Source organism: Caballeronia sp. LZ065, from assembly GCF_031450975.1.
In the GTDB taxonomy this organism is placed as follows: domain Bacteria; phylum Pseudomonadota; class Gammaproteobacteria; order Burkholderiales; family Burkholderiaceae; genus Caballeronia.
Map to the genome: position 1 here is coordinate 754,422 of NZ_JARUXV010000002.1, position 18,414 is coordinate 772,835.

Consider the following 18,414-nt stretch of genomic DNA (forward strand, 5'->3'; position numbering starts at 1 on the left):
GGCTGAGCCTTGGAGCGCCGAGCTCGCATGGGCGAAAAAATCGCTCATGTGACCCACATTAGCTGAATTAATGCTCCCATTAGGGGAAATAGCGAATCTCAACATGAGCTTCCCTTTTCAATATCACCAGGCGCAGGGCGCTCAGAAAGCACGCACGTGGATCGACTATCCCCGTGCGACCGAAGCGCTGCAGGTGCTTGAACGCCTTCATGAAACGCCGCGGCGCGACCGCATGCCATGCCTGCTCATCCACGGCGACTCGAACATCGGCAAAACGAAGATCACCGCAAAGTTCAAGCGCGCGCACGCTGCTGTCGTGGAAGGAAAGGCCGGATGGCCGGCGGCTTTCGGCATAGCACGTGCTCGTGACAACCGACGTCGCAGGGTCACTCATTCTCGATGCGAGGGCTCCTCAACGACTGATCTTGGCGCCGATCCGCACGAGGGAGTGAGACTGAAAACGAGGTCTCGGTGTCGTCGGATCGCACTTCAATGACACCGTGATGGGCCTCTGCGATTCCGCGCGCGATATACAGACCGAGTCCGAGGCCGCCTGCTCTGTCGTCTCTGGTCCGGGCGCCCTCTCCCCGCGACAGGGGATCAAAGATTCGCTGAAGCGTCGCGGGTTCGACGGCCGGACCGCAATTCATGACGCGGATATGGATCTGCGCTGCGTCGCCCGTCACCACCACGCGCACCGGCGTGTCTTGTGCCCCATACTTGATGGCATTGAGTACGAGATTCCCAAGCAACTGCTGCAGGCGCCGACCGTCCCAGCACCCTTGTAAATTGCCACTCATGTGCAGCTCAATCTGCCGATCAGGATGAATATTGCGCATTTCGTCCAGTTCGTCCGCAAGCGTATCCGCCAGATTGATATCGGTAGGGATGACGTTGATGCCCAAGCCCAGTCTGGTCCGATTGAAGTCGGTCAAATCATCAAGCAACGATTGCATGCGGGTCCCGCTGCGTATCAGGCGACCGGCGGCTTCCGACACGCGCGCTCCGGCATTCAGTGCAGCCAGATATGACGCAGTCGCTTGAATCGCCTGCAGCGGGCTGCGCATGTCGTGTCCCAGCATGCCGAGCAAGAGGTTGCGACTCTGCTCGACCTGCACACTGAAAAAGGCGACCGATTCGGCGAGTGCCTGGTCGACCGCTTCATTAAAGCGAACGAGGTCGTCCAGCTCGGGCGCGGCGGGCTCGCAGTCGTCCATCCACAAACGAAGCACGCTTGCGCGGAGGGCGCGATATTCGGCGGCGATCTGGTTGATATTAAACCCGGCCCGTGCTCTCAGCAGGGCATGCGTCTGCGCGGCTGTTTCAGTCGCGTCAATCAGGGCAGGGGCTCGTCCCACTGATTTTTTGCGTTGGGCTTCCCTAGTTTGCGAGGTCCGCAAGTCCTGTGCGATGGCGCTGAGAATCTGCTGTGCGTGGTCGCGTAACCCCGCTGATTCCATGGTTGCCGCCGCTGGCGCGAGGGTGGCCGCAAACGCCTCCCATTGCGCCAGAATCGGCTCCATGTCGCGCAAGATGAAGTCAGCCAGGCGCATGTTGCATCTGCCGTTGCTTAAAAAAGAGCACAAAACGGGGTCAATAGGTTCGATCCGCGTACCCATCTTACGCGCAAAGCGGTCACGCACGATAAGAAACAGCCGGGCTGCCACGGGCGTTGCGAGTGGACCATAGCGCGGGCCGCCCTTCACTCCTCACAACGATGTTCGGCCCCGGGTCCCGGCTTCTAAGCGGCGAACTCGACGCAGACAAGTCGCTGCGCGCCCTCGGCGTCGATATAAGCAATCACAACGTTAAAGGCTGAAGCGGCATGCCGCTTGCGACGCGGAGAAAAACATTGGTCATTTACCGTCATGCCACGCGACGCGCCTGCGATACCCGGCTTATGGGCAACCCGACAGTTCAATGCCGTCCATCCGCCCGTGGCGGTGCTGATTGTTGACGATGAGCAACTGAGCGCCGAGGCGCTTGCGGCAGCGCTCATCGCCTATGGCTTTCGCATCCGCATCGCGAACGGCGGCTTGGCCGCCCTTCGGACTCCGCAAGCATGGACGCCGCATGTTGTTGTTCTCGACATTGAAATGCCGAACTGCGACGGTTTCATGGTCGCAGAGGCGATGCGCGGCTCGGCTCGGTTTGCCATCGTGCCCATCATCGCTTACACCTCGCTGGCTGAAGCGGAAGTCATTGAGCGCGGCAAATCCGTTGAAATTGACGCTTTCTACCGAAAAGGCCATTCGCTACCCGGCCTGTTCCATATGATCGAGCATGTCGCGCCGTCCGCCGTGCCATGATCCCTCCGCCCGATATCGGATTGCCGCGCATCGCCCCAAGCAGTTCGCATTCGCCCTATTCCTCGTCGCCGGCGTAGTAGCGCGCCGCAGCCTCCAGCATGCGCCGTCGCTCCGCCCGTACGTAGATCGAGGTGGTCTGCAACGAGGCGTGGCCGAGGATCGCCTGCACCACATCCGTTGGCATTTCCCGCGCGACGGCGCGGGTGCCGAACGTGTGCCGGAAGGCGTGCGCTGATGTGTTGGCGAGTTGCACCAGGTCGTCCGTGCTGAAGTCGGCCAGCGCGGCCGTCTGAGCGCTCAAGCGTTGCACGGCCGTGCGCACGAGCCGACCGAGTGCATCGACGGTATAGGGCGTTTCTTCCGCCTCAGTGCCGTGCCGCTCGAGCGCAGCGCGCGTGGCCGGGATCCACTGCGGGGCAATCAGGGGCCCGCGCGTTTGAACCGCATCAAAATTGCGGCCCCGATCGTGCCAATGCGCCCGCAGCGCAGCGACGGTCGCGCCACTGACCGGTACCGTGCGCTGCTTACGACGCTTGCCAATAATGCTCAGCGTCCACACCACTGAATTTTTGCGGCCGGGTTCGGTCGGGCTCGTCGGCGTCGTTCGCGACGTCGTTCGTTGTATCGGTTCGGACGCGGCCTCGCGCGGTACGCGACGATCCTCGCTCGTCTCGGCGATGCGCAAGTCTTCACGACGCGCGAGCGTGACCTCCGCGCGCCGCAGCCCGGAATCGCCCATCAGCAAAATCGCGGCACGCGCGGCGCGCCACTGCCGGGCTGCGTCCTCGGCGTCCGACTCGGCCGCGCCGAAACTGTCGCACCGCACGTCGAGTGCCTTGCGCACCTGCGCCCATAGTTTCGCCGGCAGCGCGCGCTCGACCTGCACCGACAATTCACGTGTGACGACCGCCGGTTCATGGACGGCGCTCCACGGATTACCCGCTAGATAGCGCACCTCGACCAGCCAGGCGAATGCGGCTCGCAGCACGCGTACGGCATACGCTTGGCTGTCGGGCGACAACCCCTCGGGCGCGAACGGCCGCCACCGGCCGCTCGTCCGCGGCCGTTTCGAGCCGGTGAACGACGACAACGGTGCCTTCAAAAAATCCTTGTACGCCTCGCAGTCCTCGACGGCGAGCGCCGACAGCGCTTTGCGCCGGACCACCACGCTCCACAGGATGAGCCGCTCAAGTTCGCGCGTGTAGGCGCGCAAGGTCGCCGGGCGATCGCGATAGCGGTGCAAATAGGCGTGGACCGCAGCGAGATCATGCTCGGCTCGAATGAACGCAAAACTCGTCGCTCGGTTCAGCCCGCGGTTGTTCCCATCCCCGCCGGACAACTCTTCCGGCACTGCGAGGTGCTCAAAGGGTGCCAGCCTCGGTTCACTCGGGTCGCCGCCGATCACGAGCACGCGGTCGCGGGCCTCGCCGTCGCTCTCTCTAATTTCGGCGGGCACCAGGGAAGCGGTGTCGACGTCGGCGGCGACTTTCATGCCGAGCGTCGCTTCATGCCGGCGCAGCCACGCGACGATCGTCCGTGCGCGCAATGCGCCGATTCTCGGCACCGACCGCCACCAGCTGCCGCCGCGCGCATTGCAATAGTCGATCAGCGCGCCGAGCGTGCCGATCCCCTCGCCGCTCAAGCGCTGCGCGATCAGCGGTCGAAACCACAGGTGTACGGGGTGACTCGCCATCGGCACGGCTGCTGCCAGCGTCGACGCCTGCTCGACCATGCGCAAGGTCATCGCGGTGAGCTTCGCACTGCCGTGCTGTTTGATCGACGCCTTCAGGTGCTCGGCCAGCACCGACGAGCCGTGCAGGAGCGCCAGATGGACCAGGTCATCGCGCATCGTGCCCAAAAACCGTTCCATCGCATCGGCACTGGCCGCGTGCGGCGAGCGCTCGGGATCGTAGTACAGCCGCGCGATGGTCGCCGCCGGCAGGCGCTGCACGAACGCGCGCAGCGCGGTGAAGTCGGTGCGCGTGTAGGTGCGCGGCGGCGGCAGCGTGAGCTGTTGCGGTTGATTAGCCATGGTGAGACGGCCTCCAGGGCGAAGCCGCGAACCTGAATGAGTTCCAACGCCTGGCTCGATGCGGTGAGCCTTTCCGGGAAAAGATGCTGAGCCGATCCGGGGGCGGCGTCTCGTATGTGTTCGTGTTGCCCCGGGCACACCACTCCGTCCCGGTGCGCGGCAAGCGCGACGACAGCAGCGCGGATGTTGGCGCGAGCATCGGCCGACGGGCGGCATGCGACGAGATCCGTCTGACCACGGCATGGCATTCCGGCTGGCTGACGACGGCGCCTGCCTCGAGCGGCCCCGAACACACCCGCATGCAGGCCGACGCCGGCACGCGCCGCTTTGCCCGTCGCCGCGGTGACCATTCGACTATCAGCGGCGGGGCCATAGTGAGAGCGTTCGGCGCCACGGTCTTACTCGGGAATGACGAGGTGCAGCCCCGGCAGGTCAGCAAAGTCAGCGCCATTCAAGGTCATCAGCGCGTAACCGTGTTCGATGGCTTGCGCGGCGATCCACAGGTCGTTGTAGCGGGGCCGGGGCGAACGACCCGACTGTTTGACCGCCGCTGCGAGTACACCGAACGCCGCTGCCGTGTGGCGTGACACCTCGAGAATTGGCCGCCGCTCGAGCTGTTGAAGGTACGCCGCGCGCCCTGCCCGCTCAGCCGGGTTCGCACACGCCTGCACGCCGAAGCCGAGTTCGCCGAGCGAGATCACCGAGATGAAGACCGGCGCTTCACCGGCCAGATCGATCACCGTCTGACGCTCCAGTGTTTTCGCGGCGAGCGCGACCCAGATACAAGTGTCGAGGATCACGCCCTCGCCGACGTCCCTGGTTGCAGCCTGGGTTACGCCCATGGATCCCGCACCCTGTCATCGAACTCCGCCCGGCTCTCGTCGAGCCAGGCCTTGGCCTGCTGGAGCGTGAATTGGGTCGGCAGGCCGGCGAGCGCCTGGGCGGCGGTCATGACAGGCTCGGGCGGCACCAGGCGCGCGACCGGCGTGTGGTTGCGTTCAATGATGACCGTCTCGCCGTCGCGGGCGACGGCATCGAGGATTTGGCGCGTCTGGCGCGCCAAGTCGGTGGCGGTGATGGTGTGCATGATGGACTCCGGCTAGGCAATACGTATTTTACGTATTTCATCGGTGCCGAGGGCCGGTTTTTGGGCTGATGTGAGGCGTAAAGCGGGATACCCTGCATTTTACCCATTAAAACCTTCACTGCTAATAAGAATTAGCAGACAAGGCGATGCCGCCGTAAATGCCTTGTCAAGGCGGCCAGCACGCTGCGGGTTGTTGGAGGAATCGCCGTCGACGGGTTGACCGGGTTCGCGCTCGTTCATCGAACCAGCGATGCAGGCGATCACCCGCGCCAGGGGGCCTTCCCTCGCGTCTAAATGGCTGCCGCTAGGCCGCCTGGCGCTTGTCCCTGTTTGCTCTTTCGGACGGGAAACGCCTATGCTGAATCGAGGTGGTCGGGCTCCGGAGGGCAAACGATGAACCTTGAAGCAGAGGAAGGGCACCTGCGCCTGGCGAATGCACATATCGCGCAGGCCGCGCTCAGAATTCAGGCTCAGGAGGAGCGCATCCAGGCGATGGACGAAGGGGCCCCGTGAGACCGTCATGGCGCTCGCGCTGCTGCGCACCATGCGCGAAACCCTGTGGATCATGCAACAGCATAAGGATCAGATCCTTGAAGCCATTTCGCGCATCAAACGCGAGCAGTTCCTGGCATGAACCTGCGTGCGCAAAACGGGCGTGGCCAGCGCGACATGGCGTCGGCTGATAGCAACCAGGCAGCCGAGAAGATCAACGATGAACCCGCGTCGTTCGTACGGGTGGAGAATTCCGTTGACACGCCCCGCCCTGATGAATTCGGCCTTTCGTCGTTATCAGGGTTGACCGGGCGGCTTCGGGCGACGAATCCGCTCAGTTTTGCCCGGCCCAGACACTTCCCGGCTCGTGAACCGCTCTTCAGAGCGTTGTCGGCCTGAGGGCCACGGCAGGCGCTGGGACTGCCGTGGCGATTCCGTCTTACGCGGGCTTGATGTTGGCGGCCTGCTTGCCTTTCGGGCCCATCTTTTCGTCGAAAGTCACCTTCTGCCCTTCCGCCAGCGTCTTGAAGCCATTCGACTGGATTTCCGAGAAGTGCGCGAACAGATCCTCACCGCCGCCATCGGGCGTAATGAAGCCGAAACCCTTGTCGTCCTTGAACCACTTGACCGTACCGGTTGCCATTTTTTTTACCTTGAAAGTTGAAAGCAGCGTCGCCCTGGCGAACGCCGAACGTATCTTGATCCGCCATCGCCAGTAACGCAACTGAGCAAACGGCGCCATCCTTTCGATAACGCCAGTGGACGTCTGATTAGTGTGTTTTTCGATAGAGATCGGTAGTTGCGTTTGTCCGATAGGTTGCTGGTACTGCGACCGTCGCTTGGACGATCACACACTGGCGCCCTTTAAGGGCAGCCCTAGGCACGCTCGGCGCGCAAGGGCAGCGCATCGTCTCGATGCTGCCATTAGCGCATCGATGCGCCGCTGCCAGTACTCTCGCAGCATGACGGCATGCCCGCATCGGCCCATCGCGCGCGCGCGACGCGCTCCAGCTCTGCGATCATCTGCTCAATGTGCGCTAGTTCCTCCTGCGCATGTTGATCGGCGCGCACAGGCCTCCCCTCCGCCTACCCTAATCTCGATTCGGCCACGGGCTCCTGCAGTGCTAAACGCCTCGCGAGTGACGCGAGGCTTTCATTCGAACCAAACGCCTCTGCCTTGTGCCGCGATCGAGCCTATCCCTGCGCGCTTTAGGAGAACGAGTATCCCGACGTCGCGCGCGTCAAATGGTTCGAGATCCAGCGCGGTGGCTGACGAATGGTGGCAATAGCCAAGGCGTGGACAAACGGCTGCATCCACCTGGCGACCGAAGCCCTCCTCCACGCTGAAAGATCGCCATCGATTCGCCATCGGCACCGATTACGAACCGACGCCGGCCATCCCTATCGATGAAAGTCTCACCCGGTGTGCTCACGCGCCACGCGCCCTGCCTGAGCTTCCTGGCGGAGCCGATGACGTCCTGCCGCTTGAGCATCCAGACAGGGACGTTCGAGTTGCGTCAAGTCCAGAGATTGCGCACTGGGTTCGACGCCGGATGGCAAACGCCCTGCGATGTCGTCGAAGGCACCCTGGAACTACCTGAAGTTGGCCACTTCGCGCGCTTGGCGCACCAGGGGCGCTGCAGTGATCGCGCAAGCGTGCTCGGCCATGCTCTTCGCAGATCAGTGAGTTTGAAAACTAAGAAAAGCCGGAGCGTGCAGACATTTAAGATCCGTCGGCACCTTCCCCCTTATCTCTTTTGAACAATGAGAGGACTAAGACCCATGCAGGGGTACCCTTTGGCGGTCAACTGGCGATAGAGAGCGTAGCCGCACGGCACGGCCTCATAGACGAATACGACAGTGGATGCTTTGGATTGCATGCGCTTGCACAATCGGTCGATATCAGCCGCTCGCGTCCCGATCTTGCCAAGGACTTCTACTTCTCCGAATCCGACAGAATACGCGACCACGATCGAATCCTTGTGGACGGCCAAACCGACAAACACCGTGCTATCGTTTTTCACGCTGACCTCCGTGCCGGAAAACATGTCGTTGAGTATTGGCTTAGACCATACTCCTGCGGCTCTGGCACTCGTTGCTAACCCGCGTTTCATCTCCGCGCGGCAGGTCAGCCCCGTGCGCCGTGAAAGTCATACTGTCTATATATCGTCGGCGCGTTTGCCTAGACTGTTTTCACTTCAGCACCCGTCTGCCACATCGGCAGACGTTGGAATCGTGCACGCCTAGGCTCAACGCGAGGCCGAGTAGGGCGGCTCCGTATTCCTTGAGGTGAAGAGTTTCGACGTAGCGAGACTTCGGTCAACGGGCGATCCATGTGGACCTTCTACCGGAGTCTCGACGATCTGGCTGGACTTTTTGGTATGCGTAACTGGATTGCAGCGCGTTCTACGACCAGCGAAAGATCGTGACGAACGGCTTGGCAGCGTCGAAAAGTGCGGGCAGGGCGACAAGCACCGCGCGAGCGCGCAGCGGATATCTGCGATGTCCGCACCTGAAGAGCGGCCTTAAAATCATCCAGACCGCTTTTCGGTAAGTCTTTGTTTTCAAATAACATTCTAAAAGAATGTTATTTGCGGCGGCAAACAGGCATCTCTCCAACTTACTGATTAATAATGACATTCACAAAGAATGTCACTCGTCAGCGAGCAGATGGGATCGGATGTATTCAGCGATCTTTTCGCTCCATTCGCTTGCTACAGTCTCCCCCTGTTTGCCACTGAAGCGCAGCGCTATTACGCCGCTGCGCACCGACATATCGCATATCTTGCGCTTACCTCGATTGAACGTCTGAACCTGAGGCGCCGGGGCCTTTTGCGCCTTCGGCGATGCAAGCGCGATCGCCTTCTCTTGCGTGAGCGTCGGATCCTCAACTAACTTTTTGACGGCATCGATGACCATCGCGACGTGTCCCTGTTCCGACAGCATCGCTAGCTTTTGGGCCGCATTGCCGCCGAGACAGTGTGGGTTCTTTGAGATTAATTCCCTTGCTTCCGCCGGAAGATTTGCGAACGAGAAGATACGGGCGACGTGGCCTTGTGTCAGGCCGGACAATCGGATGATGTCCGTTTGTGACAGTCCTGAAAGTTCACGCATGCGAACGAACTGCCGGTACTTTTCGAAGTCAGGAAGCGAGGGTGCTAATAGATTCGAAAAGGCCGCACCCATTTCGGCTTCGGCTTTCGAGCCGGTGAATGGTACGGCCTTAATTCGACTACGGCCAAGCTCGCGATAGATCGATACACGGTTGTGGCCAGAAATGATTTCATTCTGACCATCTCCCAAAGGACGGAAGACGATCGGATGCATTAGCTCGCTTGCCGCGAGGTTCGCGCGCAGCTCCGCGTACTCATCGGCGGAAAGCATCCGACGACGTCCCTCTACTTCAACGAGTGTGTTGATATCAAGATCCTTCGCCGCGCTCGATGAAGACGTCGCAAGCGCTTCGAGTTGTTTCCGTGCGTCAGCAAGGGACTGTTCGACTGCTTGCCGAGCAGCCTCAGCATTCACAGCTTTTGCTTCGGCACTCTCGGCGCGATCGATCGCTTCGTTCACTCTCAGCTGAACGTCGAGTAGACGACCTGTCGAGGTTCTCGGAACATCGGCTACGGGTACCCGTTTGGTCGATTCTGCTTGAATATTGCTCGTCCTTTCGGCCATGCGTTTTGCCATGCTCATTTAGCCACCTCCTTCATCCACGCCCTTACGAGCTGGCTGTCAAGATATTCGGTCAATTGGTCAAAGGGCTGGCGTATGCGAGCGTACGATGAACTGTTCACTTCCGACTTGGATACGTCATAGATCGTCGAGAGCATTGCTGCCGCGCTCACTTGGATGCCTGATTCCGGCAAAAGGATGGGCAGAACACGCGCTCCGTATGCCTTGTGCAACCATCCTTGGACGACGCGAGAAAGCTCAGTGCTCTTCACCTTCGTCATGATGACCTTGACGAAGTCGTAGCGCTTCTCGTCCTTGACGTTCGGCAATCGACGGGCGACCTCGGAGAAGAGGCGCCAGAACTGGGTAGAACTGGCGAAGTCCATGCCTTCAGGAGGGCACGGCAGAAGGATCGCATCGGCCGCCACCAGAGCGTTCGTCGTCAACTGGCTCAGTGCCGGTGGCGTGTCCACGATAACCACGTCATAGTCCTGCAGGACCGGCCTGAGCCCCTTGTTGAGAATGTTCCAGAACTCGAACTTCCGGTCTGACAGTAGCTTCGCGGGCACCTCAAATTCAGCGTCCGACAACGCAATTCGGGCTGGGATGAGATCGAGGTTATGCCAATATGTCTCGCGGATGGCGAACCGTACGTCGGGCTCCTCGCCATAGAACAGAGGAAGGAGAGTCGATTCGTCGGTGACTTCGGTCTCCGGCGCATATCCACACAGCTGAGTCGTAGAGCCTTGCGGATCGCAGTCAATTAGCAAAACTTTGCGTCCCAGCAACGTTAACCCTTGTGCAACCGAAACCGCCGTGGTTGTCTTGGTTACGCCACCTTTGAAGTTGGCGATCGAGATTACGCGTGCTCGTGCGCCTTCAGGGCGAGTCGTGCGTTTCGACGTAGCCTTGATCCAAGTTATGGTCTCTTCCAAAGTGAAGACCTTGGCGCGGCCGGCACCCGTGGCCGTGCCCACCGGCAAATCGCCTTTGCCGCTGAGATACTTCACGCGCGGCTTATCGATACCGCATAGATTGGCCAAAGTTGCGCTAGTGAAGGCGGGCGCCTTCTTGCGAGGATAAGGCTCAAGCATTGCGTCGCGGATTTTGTCGAGCACGTCGGCAGCTTGGCTCGAGAGTTCGACCAGATCATCGACAGAGACCTCCTCCTCGGCCTCGGGCATTCTCGTCAGCGAGAGGTCGGGTGCATTCACAGTTCGTCCTTATCCAGGTTATTGGGATGTATCCCGGTTTTATTGAAAAGTTCTGGTAACCGGGAGAATATCCAGGCGCCTGGTTTACTTCAAGTAAACTATGAACAACGCGGCGCTGACGCAACGCTGAAGCGACATCGGAGGGAGGGGCAAGGGGAGGAAAAATTCTCTTGGGCCGCATTCCGTCACCTTACGTATAGCAGCTTGCGCCGATAAGATTCGATGGACTCAGCCTCTAACAGGTGGACCCCTCTCCGGTCGATACCAAGATGGTGCGCGTAGGCCGCTGCTACATGCCGCGCAGCCCAGATTGCACCATGGCCATGTGATTGATTGCCCGCGCGACCGCTGCGGACTGTGAGTGCATTCCGACACAGGCGAGCAAGACTGCACGTCGAGACCCTGCCGGGACTGCGCTTGACCACGCCGGGACCGCATCCGAGGTCTCTCCAACAACGCGATATGGCGCGATCCATAGAAGAGGATGGCCGGCGAATGCGTAAGCGCGATGGATGGTCGCTCGCACCGCTTTGTACAATTGATGCCCAGGCCAAGCGCAATCACGTGCGACTTTGAGCGCGATCGCGAACTGATCGAGCGATCGAAAGGTGACGCAATACGGCCCGTTTTCAAAGCGAGAAGTTCCTTGCCAGCGCAAACAACGGAAAGGTGACAGATTCCGGCCTGCCTTAAGTGAACTCGTACTCGAAGAAAGGTGACATATTGCGGTCTTGGCACGTCTGAGCGGGCACGCACAGCTTGCTTCGGGCAACGATTGAATGAAAAGTGACATATTCTGGCCCATTGTTTTTACGGTCACCTCAAGCAGGAGCCGTCTTGTGAATGCTTGATCAAAGGGCAAGAGCAGCGGCCGAAGGCTTACCAACGAATTTTTCTTAATGCCTTTTTGTAAAACAGTTCATAAGACAGTTCGTAAACCCCTTTGTAGAACCTTTTGTAAACGCGGGCCCGCTTCCCGCAACCCGTTACCAGGAAAGGGTTTTCGCGATACCGACAATGTTAAAAGGTGACACCTAACGGCCTGGCAGTGACGTCAAGCGGCCCACAGTGGACTCTTTCCGACCTCGAATGGACATCATCCGGCCTACACGTGACTTTTTCCGACCGTTATCCACAACGGTGACTTGCAAAAGTCGCGTCACCTTTTAAAATGCGTGACGCGCACCCGCGTACAAAAATGAAGTCACCAAGGGCTGAAATGGAAAAGAGCGTGGAACTTCCCGAAAAGGCGACCGCCGCTTTAGCGCTCGTTCCTTCCCAGACCGCCGCTGAAGTCATCGAGTCAATGGCGATCGAGCTCGGTGCTGCACCCGATGATATTCTCGAGATCGATGGCCGAATTCGAGGTACGGTGGCGATGAGCCGTGCGTTAGTCAACGCTCAGCATGGTCTATCCCTGAATGAAAAACGGCTGATGATGACCGCGCTGCGCAGCATTGATAGCCGTAAGTCCCCGTATCAACACGGCAAAGCGGATGGCTATGTGTCGGTCAGAATCAAAGCAGACGAGTTTGCCGCAGTAGCTGCACTCGCGCCCCGTAGCGGCGAGAAACAAGCCGCCGCCGCATATCAGGGCATGAAAGACGCATGTGCGAGCTTGCTAGAGCGAAAGCTGACATATGTCGACGGCAAGAAGAGGGTGCAACTGAGATGGGTCTGGAAGGCCACCTATCACGATGGCGAGGGGTGGGCGGAGATTTGTTTTTCTCCGGACTTGACCCCTCACATCTTTCTTCTGCAGCGCCGGTTCGTCAGCTACCAGCTTGAATTTGCACGGGGATTACAGTCGATCTACTCGTGGCGTCTGCTTGAGCTTTTGATGCGGGAAAAGGATCGAGGCACGCTGCTCATCACGGTCGACGACTTTCGTGCGGTACTGGAGATTCCGGAGACTTACCGGTTCGCCGACATTAAACGCCGCGTGATTGAGATGGCTGTCAGCGAGCTGAACGAGAAAGCTGATTTGGTTATCGATTGGAGGGGCATTAAGCGAGGTCGTGCGGTGTACTCCTTAGAGTTCAGCTTCATCGAAAATCCGCAACGACGTCTAAGACTGGCGGATGCCTGACGCCATCTATCAGGCCGTAATCCGTCACTTTTACCAGGAATCTGGTACCCGGCGCCCAGCGTTGAGCGTGCGGGCCGGAAAACGTCACTTTTCTCCTGATGGCACGGATTTTCCAATCATTGATGGATATACCGCCGCGCGCCATCGGGCTCTTGGTGCTCTCAGCAAGGGCATGATAGGCCGGAATTTGTCACATTTCGAAGACAAGCGTAGCCCGCTGCGTGTATGGTTCACGCTGTTCGCCTCATCACGCGAGTAGAACGTCCCGAATGAGCTCGATCGCGAAATGCCGCAGCGCGCGAACGACTCGGCTTCCTTCGGCTAGCCGGTTAGCGCGATCATCAGCTGATGAAACTCCGCGGCTGTCAGCTGCCGCTAGCGTGCGGCCGTTCAGCCAGCGTCTGCAACCCTGCCATGCTGATCTACGTCGCTTCACAACATCCAACCCAAACCCTAAGCAACCGAACGCGCGTCTTCTGCGGTGCTTCAGGCGCAGCAGCGGTTGCGCTCTGGAGTCTCGGAAGTCTCACGCGGGTGTAGGTTGACGATGTCGTCGCAAACCTTGATATGTACGGTAAAAAACCGTACATTATGGAAGCAAGGAGGCCAATCATGCTGCCGATACATCCCCAAAATGGCGCCAAACCGTTGAAAGCACCGCGCAACGACCGCATCGATGCGCGTCTCACCGCAGATCAGAAGGAACTGCTTGAACGCGCCGCAGCGCTGCAGGGACGCACGGTGACGGCATTCGTGCTCGCAAGCGCGGAAGAGGCCGCCCATAAGACCATCCGGGAGCATGAGGCGGTCCGCCTTTCTGATCGCGACCGCGAAACTTTTATCGATGCGCTGTTGAATCCGCCGAGGCCTTCGGAGCGCTTGCGAGCCGCCGCTGCCGCCTATCTCAAAGAAATGGGCACAACTTGACGGCGTCGGGTTACCGGATCGATCCGCTTGGAAAGGCGCACGAGCGGGCTGCGTTTCGATGCAGGACGGAGGAACTGGACCGCTATCTGCAGCACCAGGCGGGACAGGAAGGCCGGCGACATGTTGCCATGTCCTTCGTTCTGACGGAGCCACCTGCTCCTAACGTCATCGGTTACTACACCCTGTCTTCGGCGAGCGTCGATCACGACGCCTGGCCGCCTGAGATTGCCAAGCGGCTTCCGCGCTACCCGCAGATGCCAGTGACCCTGTTGGGCCGATTGGCGGTCGATGCCCGTCACTGTGGCGCCGGACATGGCAGACGGCTGCTGCTAGACGCCATGTATCGCAGCTGGCTGGCTTCGCATCAGATCGCGTCGATGGCAGTCATCGTCGATGCGATCGATGAAAGCGCGCGGACGTTTTACGAAGCCTTCGACTTTCTCGCGTTTCCCGATCAAGAGCGGCGTCTGTTTTTGCCGATGGCGACTATCGGCCAGCTCTTTACCGGATAGCGGCCCAAATTCACCTGGACCTTAGCTCGCAGTCGCTCGCCTAGGTGGATTAAATCCGCTGGGGCGCGGGAGATACTGCAGTGACCATCCGAGGTTCGGTAGAAGGCGTCGATTTCGACGGCGATGCCGCGGCCCATGATTGTCGGACCGCCCGCATCCAATGGGCGGCGTCGGCTCGCGCCTACTCTTCAGTGGCGAAGGCTTCCCCCAATTGGGCAAGAACCAGACTGGGCTTGCCCGCATCGCCCGGCGATACGGCAGCCGGTCTTCATCTCAGAGTCTTGGTCGCACTCAACCGGGCGAATCCTCCTTACGTCGGACCGCGCTCTATTCGCTGACGCTCACCGGGCCGAAAACCCGTCCCGGCCTTTCGGTAACGATCCCTTTCGCAAGGTCAGAAGCACAGTCAGACGAGACGAGCTAAGGGTCGCTGCCCCTGGCGCGCTGCAAGGGAATGGCTTCGCCCTGGCCGCGGGGTATCCCCAAGATTTTTTCGATAAAGCGCTGAAAAAATCCCGGGTGATCCCCCTCCCCGCGTCCAGCCCTTGCAGCTTGCCTCCCCGGTCGTCGCCCGACGGTCGTCGGGTGCATGTGCGCAACCCAGCACATCCACCCCGAGACCTAAAGGAAAGACCATGAAAGTCCAAACGAAGACCCCTCTCCCTGACGTCTACAGCCGAGTCACAGACAAGATCATTGCCGACCTGGAGCAGGGCGTCAGGCCATGGGTCAAGCCCTGGAAAGCAGGCAACGCCGGCGGCCGGATCACTCTTCCCGTGCGTCACAACGGCACCCCCTACCAAGGCATCAACATTCTGCTTCTCTGGGGCGAGCAGCTCGAGAAAAGCTTCCACTCCAATCGTTGGATGACGTTCAAGCAAGCGCAGGCGCTCGGCGCGAACGTCCGTAAAGGCGAGCATGGAACCCTCGTGGTCTACGCCAACAAAGTCACCAAGACCGACACCGACGACAAAGGCGACGAGATCGAACGCGAGATCCCTTTTATGAAGGGCTACACCGTGTTCAACGTCGACCAGATCGAGAACCTGGCCGCGGAATACCGCACAGAACCGGCGCCCGTCGAAAGCGGACCGCTCAAGCTGATCAAGCATGCAGAAACCTTCTTTGCCAAGACCGGCGCTGTCATCCGTCACGGCGGCAACAAGGCGTACTACGCCCCCGCGCAGGACATCGTGCAACTGCCCATCCCCGAGTCATTCGATACGGCGGAAAGCTACGCCGCCACCAAGGCGCACGAGATCACCCACTGGACCAGCCACCAGACCCGCCTCGACCGCCAGCTGGGCAAGCGTTTCGGCGACGACGCGTACGCCGCCGAAGAACTGATCGCCGAGATGGGCGCCGCTTTTCTATGCGCGCAGCTGGGCCTCGCTCCGGAAGTCCGTGAAGACCACGCCGCGTACCTCGACCACTGGCTCAAGGTTCTGAAGGGCGACAAGAAGGCAATTTTCACGGCCGCGAGCCAAGCGCAAAAAGCCTGCGAGTTCCTGTTTTCCCTGCAAGGCGAAGAGGAACAACAAGCCGCGTGAACACATTGCTGAAGGCCTGGGTGCATCGCTCCAGGCCGAGGACCGCTTTTTCGAAATAAGGAGATGGACTCGTGAGCAACTTCACCGTTGTGTATGCCGTCAATGTCCCGCACTACGGCAGGACCCTGATCGAAGCGCCGACGGCGGCCGAAGCGATCGCCGTGGCCAGGCATCGCGATCCCGTGGAAATCTGCACCGAGCGCGACCGCAGCAGCGCCGCTTGCGCGCGCATTGTCTCAATCACTGACGATGACGGGCGGAGCATTGCGGAGGGCCTCACCCTCGACGGGGCTTTCATGCGTTACGGCGGCCGCCCGGCCTGGCTGCTCTGCGAAGCCTCCCCGGCCATGCTCGAAAGTCTGCAGAAACTGGTCGCGCGCTCCGACGATCTCGTACGCGCGCTGGCCTGCCCCAACGGCCGAAGCGAACATCTCGTCGAGCGGCTTTCCGCCGCCTGTCATGTCGCGAAGGCCGTTATTACCGCGGCAAACGGCGAGCACTGAATCCAAGAGCCGTTCGCCGAATCGGTTCCGCAGCCACACCGACTTTGTAGAAGGAGGTAGAAAGGCCCCGCCGACGGGTGACGCGAGCTTTCCATGCGGCCAGCCAGGCGACTCACAAGTGTCGTGGGTTATAAATTGGTTTCGTTCCTGGGCTCCCGCCCAGTGGTGGCGAAGTGCTGCTTGAAGAGACGTTCGGATTCGCGCACCCCCTCCTCAGTGAGGATCACGGATTTCGCTTTGTTGACGGGGTCCCCGATGAGACCGCGTTCATAAAGTCGGTTAAGGGCATCCCAATCAAAACTCTTCCACGCGCGGTTGTGGTCATGCAAGGTCAGGTACAGCAGCGCGAGGACGGCATCGTCGATGGCAGCAGTGTCGATGTTCATGGCGTTCATTCCGAAACTCTTTGGACCCGCACGCAGAACCGTTCGAGGCTGGAAGGAATTTCATTGGCCGATTGGGTCCAGACGAACGTCCTGAGTAGCAAACCAAGGTTCGACCTGATTGAGCCTCGACGCGGATGTCGGCGCGAGGTGAACAGGAAAGCGCGAATGGCGGGCGAACCTTGAAAACGGAAAACCGCCTGATAGACGGCAGCCATTCCAGCGTACATGAAAGCCTTTCTTGAATATTTCTTTCTTTTGTCCTACCTTTGCCATGTCGAGAGACGATCCCCGCCATCCGTGGATCGTCCCTCGACGCTCCCGGATGGCCTTTTTCACTTCGAAGGAGGTTCATCATGTTGACCGAAACCAGCCGTACCACCGCTGTCTTGTTCCCCGTCGACGAGGAACACGCCCGCGAGAATGGTCCACTCTTTACGGGGTTTATCAAGCTCGATGGTGAATCGGTTCCGTTGTCAGCCTTTCTCAAGGATGCGAAGGAGTCCGAAAAGCGGTATCTCGACCTGTCGGTCGGCGCGAAAGGGCAGGTGCATTACTCGGGGCGCCTGTTTCGCAACGAGGAAAAGAAGGGGATCAAGTCCCCGGATTATTCCGGGTACCTGGTCGTCCTGACTCTTAGTCCTGACGTGCGCGACGAGCATTCACAGGAAGAGTGGAACGAAGCACCGCGTTTGATCGTGTATGGCCGGCGCGTGCGTAATGCGGACAATTCGGTCCGAATCGCGCTCGATGTCGTGCCGCCGCGCTTAGACGCGCCGGTCGGTGACGGGGAGGTCGCGTTCTGAAGGGAGCCAGGCTCTATAGCCGATGCAGCAAAAAAAGGGAGAGAAGGCAACTTCTCTCCCTTTTTGTTGGCGTCGAATTTTTCAAAGTTCGACTTTCGCGCATGCCATGCAAGGTTGAAATTGAGAATTTCATCCTGTACACAGTTGCAGTTCCAGGAGTATTATTATTACCAATCATTCGATCGTGCCGAACTGGCTGATGATCCCGTCAATGCTGCTCGCATTTTGCTGCGAGCCAGGACACTGATCGAGAAACTGCCGACGCGCATCACTCGTCGGACCGAGATCGAGGTGGCCGTGATGGTAGCGCTTGATGGAAAAGAAATCCTTGATGGGCTGATCGCAGCCGCCGCCGCCTGATTGGCCCTGTACCTTGCCAGCCATGCACATGAGCGAGTCGCATGATGAAGCCGATGCGAGTTCCGTCACGGATACACCAAGCAAGACCGTAAGGACAACTGAGAGGGCTTTCTTCATGAGCATTATCTCCAAAGAGGCGGATCATCGTACGCACGGCATTCCAGTCGGTACAACACTTCACGCAGGCCCAACGTCGCAATCGCGGCGATGACCGCGATGATTGCATTCCTGGGATTGGACCAATGATGAATAAACTCAACGCCGAGGGCGAGGAGCGACACCAGGAAAGCACAGGTTAATGCGAATCGCATATAGCGGCCGAATAACCGAAGACCGCCCCCGATAAAAAACCACGCTGTATCGAGCAACAGGCGACGGCGGTTTCAAACCGAAGTGCAACGGCGGTTAATGTTTAGCTCTTTGAGGTTGGCTCGCTGAGGCAAGTGTTGCAGCGAAGACCTCGAATGGCGAATGG

18 protein-coding genes and 1 pseudogene are annotated in these 18,414 nt (G+C 59.6%); 9 read left to right on the top strand and 10 right to left on the bottom strand.

Going from position 1 to position 18,414, the window contains the following annotated elements; genetic code table 11:
- Window positions 1–103: 103 nt before the first annotated feature.
- Window positions 104–496 carry a TniB family NTP-binding protein gene (locus QCE63_RS36870; RefSeq protein WP_404990143.1) on the top strand — a complete coding sequence of 131 codons (393 nt, stop codon included), beginning with the start codon at window positions 104–106 and terminating at the stop codon, window positions 494–496.
- Here QCE63_RS36870 and QCE63_RS17650 read toward each other — a convergent pair.
- Window positions 387–1,553 (bottom strand): sensor histidine kinase, encoded by a 1,167-nt coding sequence (locus QCE63_RS17650; RefSeq protein WP_309835481.1) that lies wholly within the window; start codon window positions 1,551–1,553, stop codon window positions 387–389. The genes QCE63_RS36870 and QCE63_RS17650 overlap by 110 nt on opposite strands.
- A 384-nt stretch (window positions 1,554–1,937) precedes the next feature.
- Here QCE63_RS17650 and QCE63_RS17655 point away from each other — a divergent pair, with 384 nt between their 5' ends.
- Window positions 1,938–2,309, top strand: coding sequence for a response regulator (locus QCE63_RS17655; protein ID WP_309834750.1), 372 nt, complete (start codon window positions 1,938–1,940; stop codon window positions 2,307–2,309).
- 55 nt (window positions 2,310–2,364) lie between these two features.
- On the opposite strand, the gene QCE63_RS17660 is transcribed toward QCE63_RS17655, so the two are convergent.
- The 3 genes from QCE63_RS17660 to QCE63_RS17670 all read right to left on the bottom strand — a co-directional run bounded on the left by QCE63_RS17660 (window position 2,365) and on the right by QCE63_RS17670 (window position 5,428).
- Complete coding sequence (locus tag QCE63_RS17660) at window positions 2,365–4,341, bottom strand: phage integrase family protein (protein ID WP_309834752.1); 1,977 nt, start codon at window positions 4,339–4,341, stop codon at window positions 2,365–2,367.
- 398 nt (window positions 4,342–4,739) lie between these two features.
- The gene (locus QCE63_RS17665) at window positions 4,740–5,183 is read right to left on the bottom strand and encodes a type II toxin-antitoxin system VapC family toxin (RefSeq protein WP_309834753.1); all 444 of its coding nucleotides are present in this window, start codon (window positions 5,181–5,183) and stop codon (window positions 4,740–4,742) included.
- Window positions 5,174–5,428, bottom strand: a complete 255-nt coding sequence (locus QCE63_RS17670; protein WP_309834755.1) for a type II toxin-antitoxin system Phd/YefM family antitoxin — start codon at window positions 5,426–5,428, stop codon at window positions 5,174–5,176. Before QCE63_RS17670 ends, QCE63_RS17665 begins: the two co-directional genes overlap by 10 nt.
- A 630-nt stretch (window positions 5,429–6,058) precedes the next feature.
- On the opposite strand from QCE63_RS17670, the gene QCE63_RS17675 reads away from it, so the two are divergent.
- The gene (locus QCE63_RS17675; RefSeq protein ID WP_309834757.1) at window positions 6,059–6,319 is read left to right on the top strand and encodes a hypothetical protein; all 261 of its coding nucleotides are present in this window, start codon (window positions 6,059–6,061) and stop codon (window positions 6,317–6,319) included.
- A 40-nt stretch (window positions 6,320–6,359) separates the two neighbouring features.
- On the opposite strand, the gene QCE63_RS17680 is transcribed toward QCE63_RS17675, so the two are convergent.
- The 4 genes and pseudogenes from QCE63_RS17680 to QCE63_RS17695 all read right to left on the bottom strand — a co-directional run bounded on the left by QCE63_RS17680 (window position 6,360) and on the right by QCE63_RS17695 (window position 10,809).
- Window positions 6,360–6,563, bottom strand: coding sequence for a cold-shock protein (locus tag QCE63_RS17680; protein ID WP_309834759.1), 204 nt, complete (start codon window positions 6,561–6,563; stop codon window positions 6,360–6,362).
- A gap of 1,108 nt (window positions 6,564–7,671) precedes the next feature.
- A pseudogene (locus QCE63_RS17685) lies at window positions 7,672–7,944 on the bottom strand (IS110 family transposase); the annotation flags it as partial.
- A gap of 628 nt (window positions 7,945–8,572) precedes the next feature.
- Entirely contained in the window at window positions 8,573–9,616 is a 1,044-nt protein-coding gene (locus QCE63_RS17690; protein WP_309834762.1) for a ParB/RepB/Spo0J family partition protein, read from the bottom strand.
- Window positions 9,613–10,809, bottom strand: a complete 1,197-nt coding sequence (locus QCE63_RS17695; protein ID WP_309834763.1) for an AAA family ATPase — start codon at window positions 10,807–10,809, stop codon at window positions 9,613–9,615. Before QCE63_RS17695 ends, QCE63_RS17690 begins: the two co-directional genes overlap by 4 nt.
- Window positions 10,810–12,040: 1,231 nt before the next feature.
- On the opposite strand from QCE63_RS17695, the gene QCE63_RS17700 reads away from it, so the two are divergent.
- The 5 genes from QCE63_RS17700 to QCE63_RS17720 all read left to right on the top strand — a co-directional run bounded on the left by QCE63_RS17700 (window position 12,041) and on the right by QCE63_RS17720 (window position 16,390).
- Window positions 12,041–12,898, top strand: a complete 858-nt coding sequence (locus QCE63_RS17700) for a replication initiation protein (protein WP_309834764.1) — start codon at window positions 12,041–12,043, stop codon at window positions 12,896–12,898.
- A gap of 612 nt (window positions 12,899–13,510) precedes the next feature.
- Entirely contained in the window at window positions 13,511–13,825 is a 315-nt protein-coding gene (locus tag QCE63_RS17705; RefSeq protein WP_309834765.1) for a DUF1778 domain-containing protein, read from the top strand.
- A gap of 128 nt (window positions 13,826–13,953) precedes the next feature.
- Entirely contained in the window at window positions 13,954–14,337 is a 384-nt protein-coding gene (locus tag QCE63_RS17710) for a GNAT family N-acetyltransferase (RefSeq protein WP_309834766.1), read from the top strand.
- 635 nt (window positions 14,338–14,972) lie between these two features.
- Window positions 14,973–15,887 (top strand): zincin-like metallopeptidase domain-containing protein, encoded by a 915-nt coding sequence (locus QCE63_RS17715; RefSeq protein WP_309834767.1) that lies wholly within the window; start codon window positions 14,973–14,975, stop codon window positions 15,885–15,887.
- 71 nt (window positions 15,888–15,958) lie between these two features.
- Window positions 15,959–16,390, top strand: coding sequence for a hypothetical protein (locus tag QCE63_RS17720; protein WP_309834769.1), 432 nt, complete (start codon window positions 15,959–15,961; stop codon window positions 16,388–16,390).
- A gap of 128 nt (window positions 16,391–16,518) precedes the next feature.
- Here QCE63_RS17720 and QCE63_RS17725 read toward each other — a convergent pair whose 3' ends face one another.
- Entirely contained in the window at window positions 16,519–16,776 is a 258-nt protein-coding gene (locus tag QCE63_RS17725; RefSeq protein ID WP_309834771.1) for a DUF6429 family protein, read from the bottom strand.
- A 353-nt stretch (window positions 16,777–17,129) separates the two neighbouring features.
- On the opposite strand from QCE63_RS17725, the gene QCE63_RS17735 reads away from it, so the two are divergent.
- Window positions 17,130–17,579, top strand: coding sequence for a hypothetical protein (locus tag QCE63_RS17735; protein ID WP_309834772.1), 450 nt, complete (start codon window positions 17,130–17,132; stop codon window positions 17,577–17,579).
- A 174-nt stretch (window positions 17,580–17,753) separates the two neighbouring features.
- Here the strand turns inward: QCE63_RS17735 and QCE63_RS17740 are convergent, their stop codons facing one another.
- The gene (locus tag QCE63_RS17740) at window positions 17,754–18,056 is read right to left on the bottom strand and encodes a TrbM/KikA/MpfK family conjugal transfer protein (protein WP_309834773.1); all 303 of its coding nucleotides are present in this window, start codon (window positions 18,054–18,056) and stop codon (window positions 17,754–17,756) included.
- Window positions 18,057–18,414: the final 358 nt, after the last annotated feature.

Bases quoted from the DNA above. Each gene is read 5' to 3' on its own strand.
- QCE63_RS36870 (WP_404990143.1), top strand. From the start codon at position 104: ATGAGCTTCCCTTTTCAATATCACCAGGCGCAGGGCGCTCAGAAAGCA.
- QCE63_RS17650 (WP_309835481.1), bottom strand. From the start codon at position 1,553: ATGCGCCTGGCTGACTTCATCTTGCGCGACATGGAGCCGATTCTGGCG.
- QCE63_RS17660 (WP_309834752.1), bottom strand. From the start codon at position 4,341: ATGGCTAATCAACCGCAACAGCTCACGCTGCCGCCGCCGCGCACCTAC.
- QCE63_RS17665 (WP_309834753.1), bottom strand. From the start codon at position 5,183: ATGGGCGTAACCCAGGCTGCAACCAGGGACGTCGGCGAGGGCGTGATC.
- QCE63_RS17670 (WP_309834755.1), bottom strand. From the start codon at position 5,428: ATGCACACCATCACCGCCACCGACTTGGCGCGCCAGACGCGCCAAATC.
- QCE63_RS17675 (WP_309834757.1), top strand. From the start codon at position 6,059: ATGAACCTGCGTGCGCAAAACGGGCGTGGCCAGCGCGACATGGCGTCG.
- QCE63_RS17680 (WP_309834759.1), bottom strand. From the start codon at position 6,563: ATGGCAACCGGTACGGTCAAGTGGTTCAAGGACGACAAGGGTTTCGGC.
- QCE63_RS17690 (WP_309834762.1), bottom strand. From the start codon at position 9,616: ATGAGCATGGCAAAACGCATGGCCGAAAGGACGAGCAATATTCAAGCA.
- QCE63_RS17705 (WP_309834765.1), top strand. From the start codon at position 13,511: ATGCTGCCGATACATCCCCAAAATGGCGCCAAACCGTTGAAAGCACCG.
- QCE63_RS17710 (WP_309834766.1), top strand. From the start codon at position 13,954: ATGTCCTTCGTTCTGACGGAGCCACCTGCTCCTAACGTCATCGGTTAC.
- QCE63_RS17715 (WP_309834767.1), top strand. From the start codon at position 14,973: ATGAAAGTCCAAACGAAGACCCCTCTCCCTGACGTCTACAGCCGAGTC.
- QCE63_RS17725 (WP_309834771.1), bottom strand. From the start codon at position 16,776: ATGAACATCGACACTGCTGCCATCGACGATGCCGTCCTCGCGCTGCTG.
- QCE63_RS17735 (WP_309834772.1), top strand. From the start codon at position 17,130: ATGTTGACCGAAACCAGCCGTACCACCGCTGTCTTGTTCCCCGTCGAC.
- QCE63_RS17740 (WP_309834773.1), bottom strand. From the start codon at position 18,056: ATGAAGAAAGCCCTCTCAGTTGTCCTTACGGTCTTGCTTGGTGTATCC.